Genomic DNA, 13,910 nt, shown 5'->3' on the forward strand with positions numbered 1-13,910 from the left:
TTTTCATGAGCGATCGAAGGGACGTACATGCCCATGGGTCACACGGCCACAGCCCAGGCCGGCTCCGGCGGCCTGACAGCGACCGAGCACCGGCTGGCCAACGGCCTGCGTGTGGTGCTCTCGGAGGACCACCTGACCCCGGTCGCCGCGGTGTGCCTCTGGTACGACGTCGGCTCACGCCACGAGGTCCAGGGCCGCACCGGCCTCGCCCACCTCTTCGAGCACCTGATGTTCCAGGGCTCCAAGCAGGTCCAGGGCAACGGCCACTTCGAACTGGTGCAGGGCGCCGGCGGCTCGCTCAACGGCACCACCAGCTTCGAGCGCACCAACTACTTCGAGACTATGCCCGCCCACCAGCTGGAGCTCGCCCTCTGGCTGGAGGCCGACCGCATGGGCTCCCTGCTCGCCGCGCTCGACGACGAGTCCATGGAGAACCAGCGGGACGTCGTCAAGAACGAGCGCCGTCAGCGGTACGACAATGTGCCGTACGGCACCGCTTTCGAGCGGCTGGCCGCCCTCGCCTACCCGGAGGGGCACCCCTACCACCACACGCCGATCGGCTCCATGGCCGACCTGGACGCGGCCACGCTCGAGGACGCCCGCAACTTCTTCCGTACGTACTACGCGCCGAACAACGCGGTGCTGTCGGTCGTCGGCGACATCGACCCCGAGGAGACCCTCGCCTGGATCGAGAAGTACTTCGGGAGCATCCCCGGCCACGACGGCAAGCCCGACCCGCGCGACGGCACGCTTCCGGACACCATCGGCGAGCAGCTCCGCCAGGTCGTCGAGGAGGACGTCCCGGCCCGCGCCCTGATGGCCGCCTACCGCCTCCCGCTGGACGGCACGCGCGCGTGCGACGCCGCCGACCTCGCCCTGACCATCCTGGGCGGCGGTGAGTCGTCCCGGCTGCACAACCGGCTCGTACGCCACGACCGCACCGCCGTCGCGGCCGGCTTCGGCCTGCTGCGGCTGGCCGGCGCGCCCTCGCTCGGCTGGCTGGACGTCAAGACGTCCCACGGCGTCGAGGTGCCGGACATCGAGACGGCCGTCGACGAGGAGCTGGCCCGGTTCGCCACCGAGGGCCCCACGGCAGAGGAGATGGAACGCGCCCAGGCCCAGCTGGAGCGGGAGTGGCTGGACCGGCTCGGCACGGTCTCGGGCCGCGCCGACGAACTGTGCCGGTTCACCGTGCTGTTCGACGACCCGCAGCTCGCCCTCACCGCCGTCCAGCGGGTACTGGAGATCACCGCGGACGAGGTCCGGGAGATCGCCGCGGCGCGGCTGCACCGGGACAACCGCGCGGTCCTCGTCTACGAACCCACCAAGGCCGACGACGGCGACCAGAACGACAGCGACGAGGAAGAGGGGGCGGATCAGTGAGCGACGCTGCCGTGTCTCTGACCAGCATGGAGTTCCACCCGCAGCCCAAGCCGGGCACGCCCCGGGTGTGGGCCTTCCCCGCCCCCGAGCGGGGCACCCTCGGCAACGGCCTGACCGTGCTTCGCTGCCACCGCCCCGGCCAGCAGGTCGTGGCCGTCGAGATCGTCCTCGACGCCCCCCTGGACGCCGAGCCCGAGGGTCTCGACGGCGTCGCCACGATCATGGCGCGCGCCCTGTCCGAGGGCACCGACAAGCACTCGGCCGAGGAGTTCGCCGCCGAGCTGGAGCGGTGCGGTGCCACCCTCGACGCGCACGCCGACCACCCCGGCGTACGCGTCTCCCTGGAGGTCCCGGCCTCCCGCCTGCCGAAGGCCCTCGGGCTCCTCGCCGAGGCCCTCCGGGCGCCCGCCTTCGCCGACAGCGAGGTCGAGCGCCTGGTCCGCAACCGGCTCGACGAGATCCCGCACGAGACGGCCAACCCGGCGCGGCGCGCCGCCAAGCAGCTCTCCGCCGAGCTGTTCCCGGCCTCCTCGCGCATGTCCCGCCCCCGCCAGGGCTCCGAGGACACCGTCGCCCGGATCGACTCGGCGGCCGTACGCGCCTTCTACGAGGCCCATGTCCGGCCCGCGTCGGCCACCGCCGTGGTGGTCGGCGACCTGACCGGGATCGACCTCGACACGGTGCTCGGCGACACCCTCGGCGCCTGGACCGGCGACGCCCCCCGGCCGGGTGCGGCGCGGCCCGTGACCGCCGACGACACCGGCCGCGTGGTCATCGTCGACCGGCCGGGCGCCGTGCAGACGCAGCTGCTCATCGGCCGTACCGGCGCCGACCGGCACGACCGGGTGTGGCCGGCGCAGGTCGTCGGCACCTACTGTCTGGGCGGCACCCTCACCTCCCGCCTGGACCGCGTCCTACGCGAGGAGAAGGGCTACACCTACGGCGTACGGGCCTTCGGCCAGGTGCTGCGCTCTCTGCCGGACGGCACGGGTGCGGCGATGCTCGCCATCAGCGGCTCGGTCGACACGCCCAACACCGGCCCCGCGCTGGACGACCTGTGGAAGGTCCTGCGCACCCTCGCGGCCGAGGGCCTGACCGACGCCGAGCGGGACGCGGCCGTGCACAACCTGGTGGGCGTGGCCCCGCTCAAGTACGAGACGGCCGCGTCCGTCGCGGGCACGCTCGCCGACCAGGTCGAGCAGCACCTGCCGGACGACTTCCAGGCGCAGCTGTACCAGCGCCTGGACACGACGGGCACGGTGGAGGCCACGGCGGCGGTCGTCAACGCCTTCCCGCCGGACCGTCTGGTCACCGTGCTCGTCGGTGACGCCGCGCAGATCAAGGCGCCCGTGGAGGCGCTCGGCATCGGTGAAGTCACGGTCGTCACCGGCTGATTGACGCCCGGCGGGCCCATCTGCCGGTCCGACCGGAACCCCGGCATCCTCTCGGATGCCGGGGTTCCGCTTATCCCGGGCCATATGTCCGGTTTATTGGAGAGGTTGGGTGTCTGCCCTGTGGCGTGCGCTACAAAAAACCGTGTCCGTTTGGTGATTGAAAGATCGGCCGCTTAGCGTCTTAGCCGCTGTCCGCCCGCTGTACCCGCCGCATCCGCGGCACCGGGCAGCCATCGCCGAATCCCCGTCGGGCGCGAGCCCGGGGAGCCGGGGACCCGCCCTCCTGTCGCCGCCTTCGCGGCTGGAGGGGCCCAGTCCCTGGGGTGAATCGGACGCCTTCGCGACCGCGCGGAGGGGCCCGTAGGAGACCTTCCTGCTCCGAACCCGTCAGCTAACCCGGTAGGCGAGAAGGAAGGAAAGGACACGTCCACTTCATGGCGTTCACCCGTGCCACCGGGAAGCACCGTGCCGCGAGCCGTCTGAGCCGCAGAAGCGCCCACGCCGCCGGCGTCGCCGCCCTCGCCACCTCCGGCGTCATCGGAACCCTCACCTCCCCCGCGTCCGCCGCCGACGCGGACCGCGCCTCCTTCGAGGACACCGGCCTCAATCAGGCCATCACCACCTACGACCTGGCGGACGAGGTCGAGGACCAGGCGTCGGCCCAGGAGCAGGTCGCCGAGGTGGCCGAGCGTCAGGCGGCGGCCGAGGTGGCCGCGAAGCGCAAGGCCGAGGCCCGTGTCGAGGCCGCCCGCGAGGCCGCGGAGCGCGCCGACCGTGAGGCCGAGCGCAAGCGCCTGAACTCGTTCCAGCTGCCGGTCGCCGGCTCGTACGTCTCCACCGCCTACAAGGCGGGCGGCTCCCTGTGGTCCTCCGGCAGCCACTCGGGCGTCGACTTCCACGCCGCGTACGGCTCCGGCGTCGTCTCCGTGGGGCTCGGCACCGTCGTCGAGGCCGGCTGGGGCGGCGCGTACGGCAACAACGTCGTGATCCGCATGCACGACGGCACGTACACCCAGTACGGCCACCTGTCCTCGATCGGCGTCTCGGTCGGCCAGACTGTCATGCCCGGCCAGCAGATCGGCCTCGCCGGCTCGACCGGCAACTCGACCGGTCCGCACCTGCACTTCGAGGCCCGCACGAGCGCCGAGTACGGCTCGGACATCGACCCCGTCGCCTACCTCAGGGCGCGCGGCGTCAGCGTCTGACGCCCCCTCGGACCCCCGAAGGCCCCGGCTCCGGACGAGCCGGGGCCTTCGTCGTGGGCTTCCGTCCTCCCGGCGGCCAAAAATTCACCATGGAATCCGGCGCGGGATCGGAAAATGCGCTTCGTTGCAATAGAGTCACCGGACAGCGTCGAACTACTGGGTTTCGCGCGGATAAACGGTGGGCGGAGCGATTCGGAGGTTCGGTATGCGCATTCCTGCGCACTCGGTATGCACGGCGATCCGAGCGGACATCATCTCCGGAGTGCTGCCGCGCGGCAGCCGGCTCACCGAGGAGCAGCTGGCCCGCCGCTACGGCGTCTCCCGCGTCCCGGTCCGTGAGGCCCTGCGCACCCTGGAGTCCGAGGGGTTCGTCACCTCCCGCCGCCATGTCGGCGCCTGTGTCGCCGAGCCCACCGAGCAGGAGGCCGCCGACCTGCTGGAGATGCGTACCCTTCTGGAGCCCCTCGGCGCCGCCCGCGCGGCCCAGCGGCGCACCGACGCCCATCTCAAGGTGCTCCGCGGCCTGGTCCGGCTGGGCCAGGAGCGGGCCCGCCGCGGCCAGGGCGAGGACCTGCGGTCCCTGGGCGCCTGGTTCCACGAGACGCTCGCCCAGGCATCGGCCAGCCCCGGCCTGACCGCCCTGCTCGCCCAGCTGCGCCACAAGATCGCCTGGATGTACGCGATCGAGGAGCCCGTCCAGCCGACGGAGGTGTGGACCGAACACGGCGCGATCGTCGATGCGGTGGCGCGCGGTGACGCGGAGCGCGCCCGGGCGCTGACCGCCCAGCACGTCGAGCGCTGGCGCGGCGCCCACCGGCTGCGCCGCAGCGACCGCGTGAGGGGTTTGCAACATCCCGTAAACACCGCGGGAGCACGGAATTAACAGCGGGGCCGTATACAAAGGTGGGAAGAATTGACGGGGGGCTGTTTTCTGCTGCCGGAAAATGGTGGGCGGGAAAAGCGGAAAGTGCACGGCGGTCGGGTCGGTGTGTTGTCGCCGGAAAAGCAGCGGAGCCGCATTGTCCCGAATTCGGGACAATGCGGCTCCGCTGGTACGGCCGGAGGGTCAGACGGTCTCGGGGAGCTCCTCGAGACCCTCGGCGACCAGCTTCGCCAGACGGTCCAGGGCGGCGTCCGCGCCCTCCGCGTCCGAAGCCAGCACGATCTCCTCGCCCCCCTGTGCGCCCAGGCCGAGCACCGCGAGCATCGACGCGGCGTTGACCGGGGTGCCGCCGGCCTTCGCGATGGTCACGGGGACGCCGGAGGCCGTGGTGGCGCGGACGAAGATGGAAGCGGGGCGGGCGTGCAGGCCCTCGGCCCAACCGACGTTGACGCGGCGCTCAGCCATGATGTTGCCCTTCAAACGCTAGCGGTTGTCTAGACCAGTCTCTCATGCTCGGTAGAATGCTCGAACCGGTGCCCGAATCTTCTGTTTCGTCCGGGCCGTCCGGTCCGGCCGCGGCCGGACCTCCGGCCCCTGGTCGTACGCCGACCGACCCTCTTCGCGCCGCCATCCTCTCGGGCGCCTCCCGCATCGGTGGCAGCGCCGTACTCTTGGCCCATGCTGAACCCGTCCGATCAGTCGGCGCACGCCTACCCCGACCACTGGGAAGCCGACGTGGTGCTGCGTGACGGCGGCACCGCGCGGATCAGACCGATCACGACGGACGACGCCGAACGCCTGGTCAGCTTCTACGAACAGGTCTCGGACGAGTCGAAGTACTACCGGTTCTTCGCACCCTACCCCCGGCTCTCCGCCAAGGACGTGCGCCACTTCACCCACCATGACTACGTGGACCGGGTGGGGTTGGCCGCCACGATCGGCGGCGAGTTCATCGCGACGGTCCGCTACGACCGGATCGACGAGCACGGCCACCCCGCGACCGCACCCGCCGACGAGGCCGAGGTCGCCTTCCTCGTGCAGGACGCCCACCAGGGCCGGGGCGTCGCCTCCGCGCTCCTGGAGCACATCGCCGCCGTCGCGCGCGAGCGCGGCATCCGGCGGTTCGCCGCGGAGGTGCTGCCCGCCAACACCAAGATGATCAAGGTGTTCACGGACGCCGGGTACACCCAGAAGCGCAGCTTCGAGGACGGCGCCGTCCGCCTCCACCTCGACCTGGAGCCCACCGACCGGTCCCTCGCCGTCCAGCGCGCCCGCGAACAGCGCGCCGAGGCACGGTCGGTGCAGCGGCTCCTCGCCCCCGGCTCGGTCGCCGTCGTCGGCGCAGGCCGCACACCCGGCGGTGTCGGCCGCACGGTTCTGCGCAACCTCGTCGACTCCGGATTCACCGGCCGCGCGTACGCCGTGAACCACGCCCTGCCCGAAGGCCCCCCGGCCACCATGGACGGCGTCCCCGCGTACCGCTCCGTCGCCGACATCGGCGAGCCCGTCGACCTCGCGGTCGTCGCCGTGCCCGCCGCTCACGTCCCCGACGCCGTCGCCGACTGCGGCGAACACGGCGTCCGGGGACTCGTCGTCCTCTCCGCCGGGTACGCCGAGAGCGGCCCGGCCGGGCGCGAGCGCCAGCGCGAGCTCGTACGGCAGGCCCGCTCGTACGGCATGCGGGTCATCGGCCCCAACGCCTTCGGTGTGATCAACACCGCGGACGGGACCCGCCTCAACGCGTCCCTGGCCCCGCAACTGCCCTCGGCCGGACGCATCGGCCTGTTCACCCAGTCCGGCGCCATTGGCATCGCCCTGCTGTCCGGGCTGCACCGGCGCGGTGCGGGCGTGTCGTCGTTCGTGTCCGCCGGCAACCGGGCGGACGTGTCCGGCAACGACATCCTCCAGTACTGGTACGAGGACCCCGACACCGATGTCGTCCTGCTGTACCTGGAGTCCATCGGCAACCCGCGCAAGTTCACCCGCCTCGCGCGCCGTACCGCCGCCGTCAAGCCCGTCGTGGTCGTCAAGGGCGCCCGGCACAGCGGCAGCGCCCCGCCCGGCCACGCCGTGCCGGTCACCCGCATCCCGCACGCCACGGTGTCCGAGCTGCTCCGCCAGGCCGGCGTCATCCGTGTCGACACGGTCACCGAACTGGTCGACGCGGGCCTGCTTCTCGCCGGGCAGCCGCTGCCCGCCGGTCCGCGCGTCGCGATCCTCGGCAACTCCGAGTCGCTCGGCCTCCTCACGTACGACGCCTGCCTCACCGAGGGCCTGCGCCCGCTGCACCCCCGCGACCTGACGACCGCCGCCACGCCCGACGACTTCCGCACCGCCCTGGCGGAGGCCCTGCACGACGACGGCTGCGACGCCGTGGTCGTGACCGCGATCCCCTGGGTCGGCCCGCAGGGCACGACCGAGCTCACCGACGAGGGCGAGCTCCTGGCCGAGGCTCTCCAGGAGGCCACCGCCGCGTCCCCGTCCAAGCCGGTGGTCGTCGTCCACGTCGAACTGGGTGCCCTGGCCGACGCCCTGGCCGCGGCCACCAGCACGGCCCCGGCCCCGGAACGGCCCCCGGGGACCGCCCCTCCCGCCACCGGGACGGCCGCGGGCCCCGCCGGTGCCAGGGGCGGCACGCCCGCCGGTAACGCCGCGCACCCGGCCCGGCCGCCCGGGCCCGCATCGCCCCCCGGGCCCGCCGCCCAGGACCCCGCCTCCGCCCCCGACGCCACCCCCCATGCCGCCCCCGGGCGCATTCCCGCCTACCCCGCCGCCGAGCGGGCCGTGCGCGCGCTCGCCGAGGCCGTCAGATACGCGGAGTGGCGGCGGAAGGCAGCCGAGCCGGGGCGGGTGCCCGAGTACGACGGGATCGACGAGGGCGGGGCCGCCGCGCAGATCGGGCGGTTGCTCGACGGCCAGGGAGTGGGGGAGCGGGGCGTCACCCTCCCGCAGCACGACGCCCAGGAACTGCTCGGTCGGTACGGGATCGCCGTACAGCCCGCGCTGCCGGCGCCCGACCCGGACGCCGCCGTCCACGCGGCCGCCCGCCTCGGCTACCCGGTCGCCCTCAAGACCACCGCGCCGCACCTGCGGCACCGCCCTGACCTCGGCGGCGTACGCCTCGACCTGGCCACCGAGGAACAGCTGCGCACCGCGTACGCCGAGCTCACCGACGACCTCGGCAAGCCGACGGAGCTCCAGCCGGTCGTCCAGGCCATGGTCCCGCGCGGCGTCGACACCGTCGTCCGCGCCGCCATCGACCCCGCCGTCGGCGCCGTCCTCTCCTTCGGCCTCGCCGGGGCGCCCTCCGAGCTGCTCGGCGACACCGCGCACCGACTCGTTCCGGCCACCGACCGCGACGTGGCCGAGCAGATCCGCTCGATCCGGACAGCCCCTCTCCTCTTCGGCTGGCGCGGCTCCGCCCCCGTCGACACCGCCGCCCTGGAGGAACTGCTCCTCCGCGTCTCCCGGCTGGTCGACGACCACCCGGAGATCGTCGCCGTCGCCCTGGAGCCGGTCATCGTCGCCCCGCAGGGCCTCGCCGTCCTCGGCGCGACCATACGGCTCGCCCCGCCCCCGGCCCGTACCGACCTCGGCCCCAGGCGCCTGCCCAGCTACTGAGTGATACCAGCTCCGGAACCGGCTCCAGGACCGTCACCGGGGCCCCGCGCGCCCCGTAGGATGGAGTCCATGGCGAAGACCGGTACGACGACCCAGGGGCTGCGCGCGGCGATCGAGCGCAGCGGCTATTACCCGGCCCTCGTGGCCGAGGCGGTGGAGGCCGCCGTCGGCGGCGAGCCGATCGCGTCGTACCTCGTCCACCAGGAGACCACCTTCGACGCCAACGAGGTACGGCGCCATGTCACCGTCCTCGTCCTGACGTCGACCCGCTTCATCGTCAGCCACACGGACGAGCAGAACGCCGACACCAGCTCGCCGACGCCGTACGCGACCACCTCCACCGAGTCGGTCAAGCTCGATCGGATCTCGTCGGTCGTGGTCAGCCGGGTCGTCGCCAACCCGGAGGCGTACACCCCGGGCACCCTGCCCCGCGAGGTCGTCCTCACCATCGGCTGGGGCGCCGTCTCCCGTATCGACCTCGAACCGGCCGCCTGCGGCGACCCGAACTGCGAGGCCGACCACGGCTACACCGGCAACTCCACCGCCGACGACCTCAGCCTCCGCGTCAGCGAGGCGGGCGACGGTCCGGAGACGGTCCGCCAGGCCCTACTCTTCGCCCAGGCCCTCTCCGAAGCCACCGCGGCCACCCGCTGATGGTCCAGCCCACCACCACGGCCTCCGCCTGGCCCGAAGACCCGGTCCCGCTGTCCCTCGACACCGCGCCCGTACCCGCGTACGGCTCCGGCTCCCTCGCCGATCTGCTGCCGACCCTGGCGGCCGGGCTCGGTGTCCCCGACTTCGAGCACCGCATCGCCGAGCTGACGCCCGCCGACCGCGTCTGCGTGTTCCTGATCGACGGGCTCGGCTGGGAGCAGATCAAGGCACACCCCGCCGAGGCCCCCTTCCTCACCTCCCTTCTCGGCTCCTCGCGCGGCGGTACGGGCCGCCCCATCACCGCCGGCTTCCCCGCCACCACCGCGACCTCGCTCGCCTCCGTCGGCACCGGACTGCCCCCCGGCGCGCACGGCCTCGCCGGGTACACGGTCCGCGACCCGGAGAGCGGCGAGCTGATGAACCAGCTGCGCTGGCGTCCCTGGACCCCGCCGCGCGTCTGGCAGCCGTACCCCACGGTCTTCAAACGCGCCGACGCCGCGGGCGTCCACACCGCCCAGGTGTCGTCCCCCGCGTTCCAGGACACGCCACTCACCAAGGTCGCGCTCAGTGGCGGAACGTTCCACGGGCGGCTCTCGGGCGAGGACCGTATGGACTTCGCGGCCCGGCAGCTCGCCGCCGCCGACCGCACGCTCGTCTACACGTACTTCAGCGAGGTCGACGGCGCGGGCCACCGGTTCGGCATCGACTCCGACGCCTGGCGCGGCCAGCTGATGCACGCCGACCAGCTCGTCCAGCGCCTCGCCGAGCAGCTCCCGGCGCGCTCCGCGCTGTACGTCACGGCCGACCACGGCATGGTCGACATCCCGTTCGACGAGGAGTCCCGGGTCGACTTCGACGAGGACTGGGAGCTGCGCGCCGGTGTCGCCCTGCTGGGCGGCGAGGGCCGCGCCCGCCATGTCTACGCCGTGCCGGGCGCCCAGTCCGACGTCCTGACCTGCTGGCGCGAGGTGCTCGGCGACCGCTTCTGGGTGGCGAGCCGCGACGAGGCGATCGCCGCGGGCTGGTTCGGCCCGCACCTCGACGAGCGGGTCCACGGACGGATCGGCGATGTCGTCGCGGCCGCCCACGACGACGTCGCCCTCACGGCGTCCCTCAACGAGCCGCACGAGTCGGCCATGGCCGGGATGCACGGCTCCATGACCCCGGCGGAACAGCTCGTCCCGCTGCTCGAAGTACGCCCGTAGCCGGCCCGCCCCGCCAGGACCGCCCGCCCGTACCCGCCCTTCCGTTCCCGTACCGCAGACCCGAAAGGCCGTCACCTCACCATGCCCGAGCTGGTGTTCTTCTCCGGAACGATGGACTGCGGAAAGAGCACCCTGGCGCTGCAGATCGGGCACAACCGTGCGGCTCGCGGCCTCCAAGGTGTCAACTTCACCCGCTGCGACCGGGCCGGCGAGGGCAAGCTCTCCTCGCGGCTGGGTCTGGTGACGGAGGCCGTCGAGGTCACCGACCACATGGACGTGTACGGCTACCTGGTCGAGCAGCTGTCGAAGGGCGGCAGGGCGGACTACGTGATCGTGGACGAGGCACAGTTCCTCGCGCCAGAGCAGATAGACCAGCTGGCCCGGATCGTGGACGACCTGGGTCTGGACGTCTTCGCCTTCGGGATCACCACCGACTTCCGCACGAAGCTCTTCCCCGGCTCCCAACGGCTGATCGAACTGGCGGACCGGGTCGAGACCCTGCAGGTCGAGGCCATGTGCTGGTGCGGAGCCCGCGCCACCCACAACGCCCGTACGGTGGGCGGCGAGATGGTGGTGGAGGGGGAACAGGTCGTCGTCGGCGACGTCAATCGCCCGGCGGAGGAGGTCGGCTACGAGGTGCTGTGCCGACGCCACCACCGCCGGCGTATGACCAGCGCCGCGGCCCACGCGGGCGCCCTCTCTCCAGATGTCCTGCCCGTCACGCCCGCCTGACACCGGCCGCCGAACTGGAGAGAAGACACCCTGCCGGCCTACCGCCGCCGCAGGAACCGCATCAGCCGCGCCCGCCAGGAAGCGCGGGGTTCGGGCCTGGCCGTCGGATCGGGCTCGGGCACCGGGCACCGCTGCTCCGGCGGCATGGCGCTGCTCGCCACGGGTGGCGCGGGCAGCGGTACCAGCACATCACGGGCTTCCGCGGTCCGCGGAGCGAACTTCACGGGCAGCGCCGTCAGATGCCGGGCCCAGGTGGAGGAGCGCCAGGTGAGCTCCTCCTCGGGGATGGCCAGGTTGATGTCGGGAAGCCGGGTCAGCAGGATGTCGATGCCGGTGTCGGCGATGACACGGGCGATGTCCTGGCCGGGGCACTCGTGGGTGCCGGTGCTGAAGGCGAGGTGCGCCCGGTTGTGGTGGACGCGAGTCGAGGAGCTCGGGCGGATGACCTGATCGGCGTTCCCGGCGGCCAGGCCCAGCATGAGCATGTCCCCCGCCTTGATCTCCTGCCCTCCGAGGGTGGTGTCACCCGTGGCCCAGCGCGCCGGGGTGACCATCAGCGGTGGCTCGTCCCAGAGCACCTGCTCCACCGCTTCCGGCAGGGTCATCTGGCCCCCGGCCAGCGATCCGCGGAACCGCGGGTCGATGACCACCATACGGAGCACGTTGGCCATGAGATTGACGGTCGTCTCATAGCCCGCGAGCAGCATGAGGCGCAGGTGGTGCAGCACCTCCTCGTCGCTGAGGCGGGCCTCGTGGCTCATCAGCACGGATGCGACGTCGTGCCCCGGCATGACGCGCTTGGCGGCGACGAGCTGCTCAAGGGTCTCCACCAGCTTGGCGTTGAGGGCGACCGCGTCCGCGGAGCCCTTGATCAGGTCCCGGCAGTTGCGTACGAGCTTGGGACCGTACGCGTCCGGCATCCCGAGGAGGTGGGTGAGCACGAGCATCGGCAGGTGCTCGGTGAACTGGTCGATCAGCTCCGCCTTGCCGTCCGCGCAGAACTCGTCGATCAGCTGGTGTGCGAAGCGGGTGATGTGGCGGCGGACCCCGCGTTGGTCGAACTGGTCGAGGCTGGCCGTGACCGCGCCACGCAGACGCTGGTGGTCGTCGCCGTCGGCGCACGCACAGTCGGGACGCCAGGCGATCAGCGGCAGCAGCGGCGAGTTGGTGGTGTCGATCTCACCGGTGGTCCAGCCGTGCCAGATACGGGAGTCACGGGTGAACTGGGTCGCGCGGCTCGCCACATCGCGGTTCTCCATGTACCCCAGGACGAGCCAGGAACGTACGTCCCCCTCGAGCAGGACGGGCGCCACCGGACCGTGGGCCGCACGCAGCTTCTCGTACAGGCCCATGGGGTCGGTCTCGGCAGCCGGTCCGTAGAGCCGGGCCACTCCGCCGGCTCCTGTGGCGGTGTGGGCCGGGCAGCCCGGGGGAGGGGTGAGCCCCGGATCGGTTGTGGTGTGGTCAGAGGACGGGACGGTCATGCGGACTCCTGAGCGGCGGCGAGGGTGCGCAGATAACCCATCAGCGAGAGCAGGGCGTCGCGGCTGGAGGACCGCTCGCGTGCGTCGCAGTTCATGATGGGTACCGATTCATTGAGGGCCAGGGCAGCGCGCAGGTCCGGAATCGGGTGCTGCGGGGCATCGGGAAAGGTGTTGACGGCCACGACGAAGGGGACGCGCCGGTCTTCCAGGCGGGTGATGATCTCGAAGCAGACCTCGATCTGCCGGGTGTCGACGAGGACCACGGCGCCGAGAGCGCCCTCGAAGATGCCGTTCCACAGGAACCAGAAGCGCTCCTGTCCGGGCGTGCCGAAGAGATAGAGGATCAGCTGCTCGTTGATGCTGATGCGGCCGAAGTCCATCGCGACGGTCGTGGTGTTCTTGCCCGCGGCGCCGGGGTTGTGATCGATTCCGACGCCGGCCTGGGTCATGGTTTCCTCGGTGGTCAGGGGCGGGATCTCGCTCACCGCCCCGACCATGGTCGTCTTGCCGACTCCGAAGCCGCCGACGATCACGACCTTGACCCCCCTCGCGCCGTGTGGCAGCGGCATGTCCGAGCCGTGGGGGCCCGCGGGAGAGGAGTCAGAGCTTACGTAGTCCATGGATCACCGCCTCCAGAAGGCCGAGTTCGGGCACCGCTGTGACAGGAACGGGAGCGGTGGCCTCGACCCGCTCGTCCTCGACGAGTTTGGAGAGCAGCACCGTGACGACGCTGAACGGCAGGCTGAGATGCGCGGACACCTCGGCCACCGACAGCGGGTAGTGGCATATGGAGAGGATGGCCGCCTGCTCGGGCTGCATACCGGCTTCCGGGTCGGACCTCGATGCGATGAGGGTGACCAGGTCGAAGTTCTCGGCTGTGGGACCGGGGCCACCGGTGATGACGAACAGCGGCACGGGATTGCCCTCGTCCCAGCTGCCCTGGTTCTCCAACGTCACATCGCCTGCCAGATGTCATCACGAGGCGGGCTGGTCATGTGCTGGCCGATGCGCTGCACCAGCGTACGCATGCGGTCGCCCAGCAGCCCCGCGTCCACCTCCTCGTCGGCCAGCACCGCGAGGTAGGCCCCCGGTCCGGCCGCCATGAGGGAGAAGTACCCGCCGTCGACCTCGATCCCGACCATGCGCATCGAGCCGTCTCCGTGCGGGAACTTCTGCGCGATGGCCTTCGACAGGCTCTGCACGCCCGAGCACGCGGCGGCGATCGCGTCAGCGGTGTCGGTCTCTGTGTTCGCTTGACCGATGCACAGGCCGTCCGCGGACAGCACGATCACGTGCCGCACATACGGGACGCTGGTCGTGAGTTCCTTGAGCATCCAGTCCATGTTGGG

General features: G+C 72.0%; 13 protein-coding genes and 1 riboswitch. Of the genes, 8 read left to right on the forward strand and 5 right to left on the reverse strand.

Features of this window, described 5'->3' with window-relative positions:
* Positions 1-33 precede the first annotated feature (33 nt).
* From FVS66_RS08075 to FVS66_RS08090, 4 genes are all read left to right on the forward strand, one after another.
* Positions 34-1,383 carry a pitrilysin family protein gene (locus tag FVS66_RS08075; protein ID WP_149180367.1) on the forward strand — a complete coding sequence of 450 codons (1,350 nt, stop codon included), beginning with the start codon at positions 34-36 and terminating at the stop codon, positions 1,381-1,383.
* Positions 1,384-1,409: 26 nt separating this feature from the next.
* A complete protein-coding gene (locus FVS66_RS08080; RefSeq protein WP_149180368.1) occupies positions 1,410-2,777 on the forward strand; it encodes a pitrilysin family protein in 1,368 nt (455 codons plus the stop codon).
* Positions 2,778-3,001: 224 nt separating this feature from the next.
* A riboswitch (cyclic di-AMP (ydaO/yuaA leader) is annotated at positions 3,002-3,197 on the forward strand.
* Between the two features lie 14 nt (positions 3,198-3,211).
* Entirely contained in the window at positions 3,212-3,982 is a 771-nt protein-coding gene (locus FVS66_RS08085) for a M23 family metallopeptidase (protein WP_149180324.1), read from the forward strand.
* 205 nt (positions 3,983-4,187) lie between these two features.
* Positions 4,188-4,865, forward strand: coding sequence for a GntR family transcriptional regulator (locus FVS66_RS08090; RefSeq protein WP_149180325.1), 678 nt, complete (start codon positions 4,188-4,190; stop codon positions 4,863-4,865).
* Between the two features lie 183 nt (positions 4,866-5,048).
* On the opposite strand, the gene FVS66_RS08095 is transcribed toward FVS66_RS08090, so the two are convergent.
* Positions 5,049-5,330, reverse strand: coding sequence for an HPr family phosphocarrier protein (locus FVS66_RS08095; RefSeq protein WP_149180326.1), 282 nt, complete (start codon positions 5,328-5,330; stop codon positions 5,049-5,051).
* A gap of 213 nt (positions 5,331-5,543) precedes the next feature.
* Here FVS66_RS08095 and FVS66_RS08100 point away from each other — a divergent pair, with 213 nt between their 5' ends.
* The 4 genes from FVS66_RS08100 (at position 5,544) to FVS66_RS08115 (ending at position 11,077) form a co-directional block, all read left to right on the forward strand.
* Positions 5,544-8,486, forward strand: a complete 2,943-nt coding sequence (locus FVS66_RS08100; protein WP_149180327.1) for a bifunctional GNAT family N-acetyltransferase/acetate--CoA ligase family protein — start codon at positions 5,544-5,546, stop codon at positions 8,484-8,486.
* Between the two features lie 69 nt (positions 8,487-8,555).
* Positions 8,556-9,140, forward strand: coding sequence for a DUF5998 family protein (locus tag FVS66_RS08105; protein ID WP_149180328.1), 585 nt, complete (start codon positions 8,556-8,558; stop codon positions 9,138-9,140).
* The gene (locus FVS66_RS08110) at positions 9,140-10,345 is read left to right on the forward strand and encodes an alkaline phosphatase family protein (protein ID WP_149180329.1); all 1,206 of its coding nucleotides are present in this window, start codon (positions 9,140-9,142) and stop codon (positions 10,343-10,345) included. The genes FVS66_RS08105 and FVS66_RS08110 overlap by 1 nt, the downstream gene beginning before the upstream one ends.
* Positions 10,346-10,426: 81 nt before the next feature.
* On the forward strand, positions 10,427-11,077 hold the full coding sequence (locus tag FVS66_RS08115) for a thymidine kinase (protein WP_149180330.1): 651 nt from the start codon (positions 10,427-10,429) through the stop codon (positions 11,075-11,077).
* 38 nt (positions 11,078-11,115) lie between these two features.
* Here the strand turns inward: FVS66_RS08115 and FVS66_RS08120 are convergent, their stop codons facing one another.
* The 4 genes from FVS66_RS08120 to FVS66_RS08135 are packed head-to-tail and all read right to left on the reverse strand — an operon-like array spanning position 11,116 to position 13,904.
* Positions 11,116-12,561: a cytochrome P450 gene (locus tag FVS66_RS08120; protein ID WP_149180331.1), complete on the reverse strand. Its 1,446-nt coding sequence runs from the start codon at positions 12,559-12,561 to the stop codon at positions 11,116-11,118.
* The gene (locus FVS66_RS08125; RefSeq protein ID WP_149180332.1) at positions 12,558-13,181 is read right to left on the reverse strand and encodes an ATP/GTP-binding protein; all 624 of its coding nucleotides are present in this window, start codon (positions 13,179-13,181) and stop codon (positions 12,558-12,560) included. Before FVS66_RS08125 ends, FVS66_RS08120 begins: the two co-directional genes overlap by 4 nt.
* Positions 13,162-13,518 carry a DUF742 domain-containing protein gene (locus FVS66_RS08130; RefSeq protein ID WP_187645438.1) on the reverse strand — a complete coding sequence of 119 codons (357 nt, stop codon included), beginning with the start codon at positions 13,516-13,518 and terminating at the stop codon, positions 13,162-13,164. Before FVS66_RS08130 ends, FVS66_RS08125 begins: the two co-directional genes overlap by 20 nt.
* Positions 13,515-13,904, reverse strand: coding sequence for a roadblock/LC7 domain-containing protein (locus FVS66_RS08135; RefSeq protein WP_149180370.1), 390 nt, complete (start codon positions 13,902-13,904; stop codon positions 13,515-13,517). The genes FVS66_RS08130 and FVS66_RS08135 overlap by 4 nt, the downstream gene beginning before the upstream one ends.
* Positions 13,905-13,910 lie beyond the last annotated feature (6 nt).

It is taken from the genome of Streptomyces sp. TRM49041 (assembly GCF_008271805.1).
In the GTDB taxonomy this organism is placed as follows: domain Bacteria; phylum Actinomycetota; class Actinomycetes; order Streptomycetales; family Streptomycetaceae; genus Streptomyces.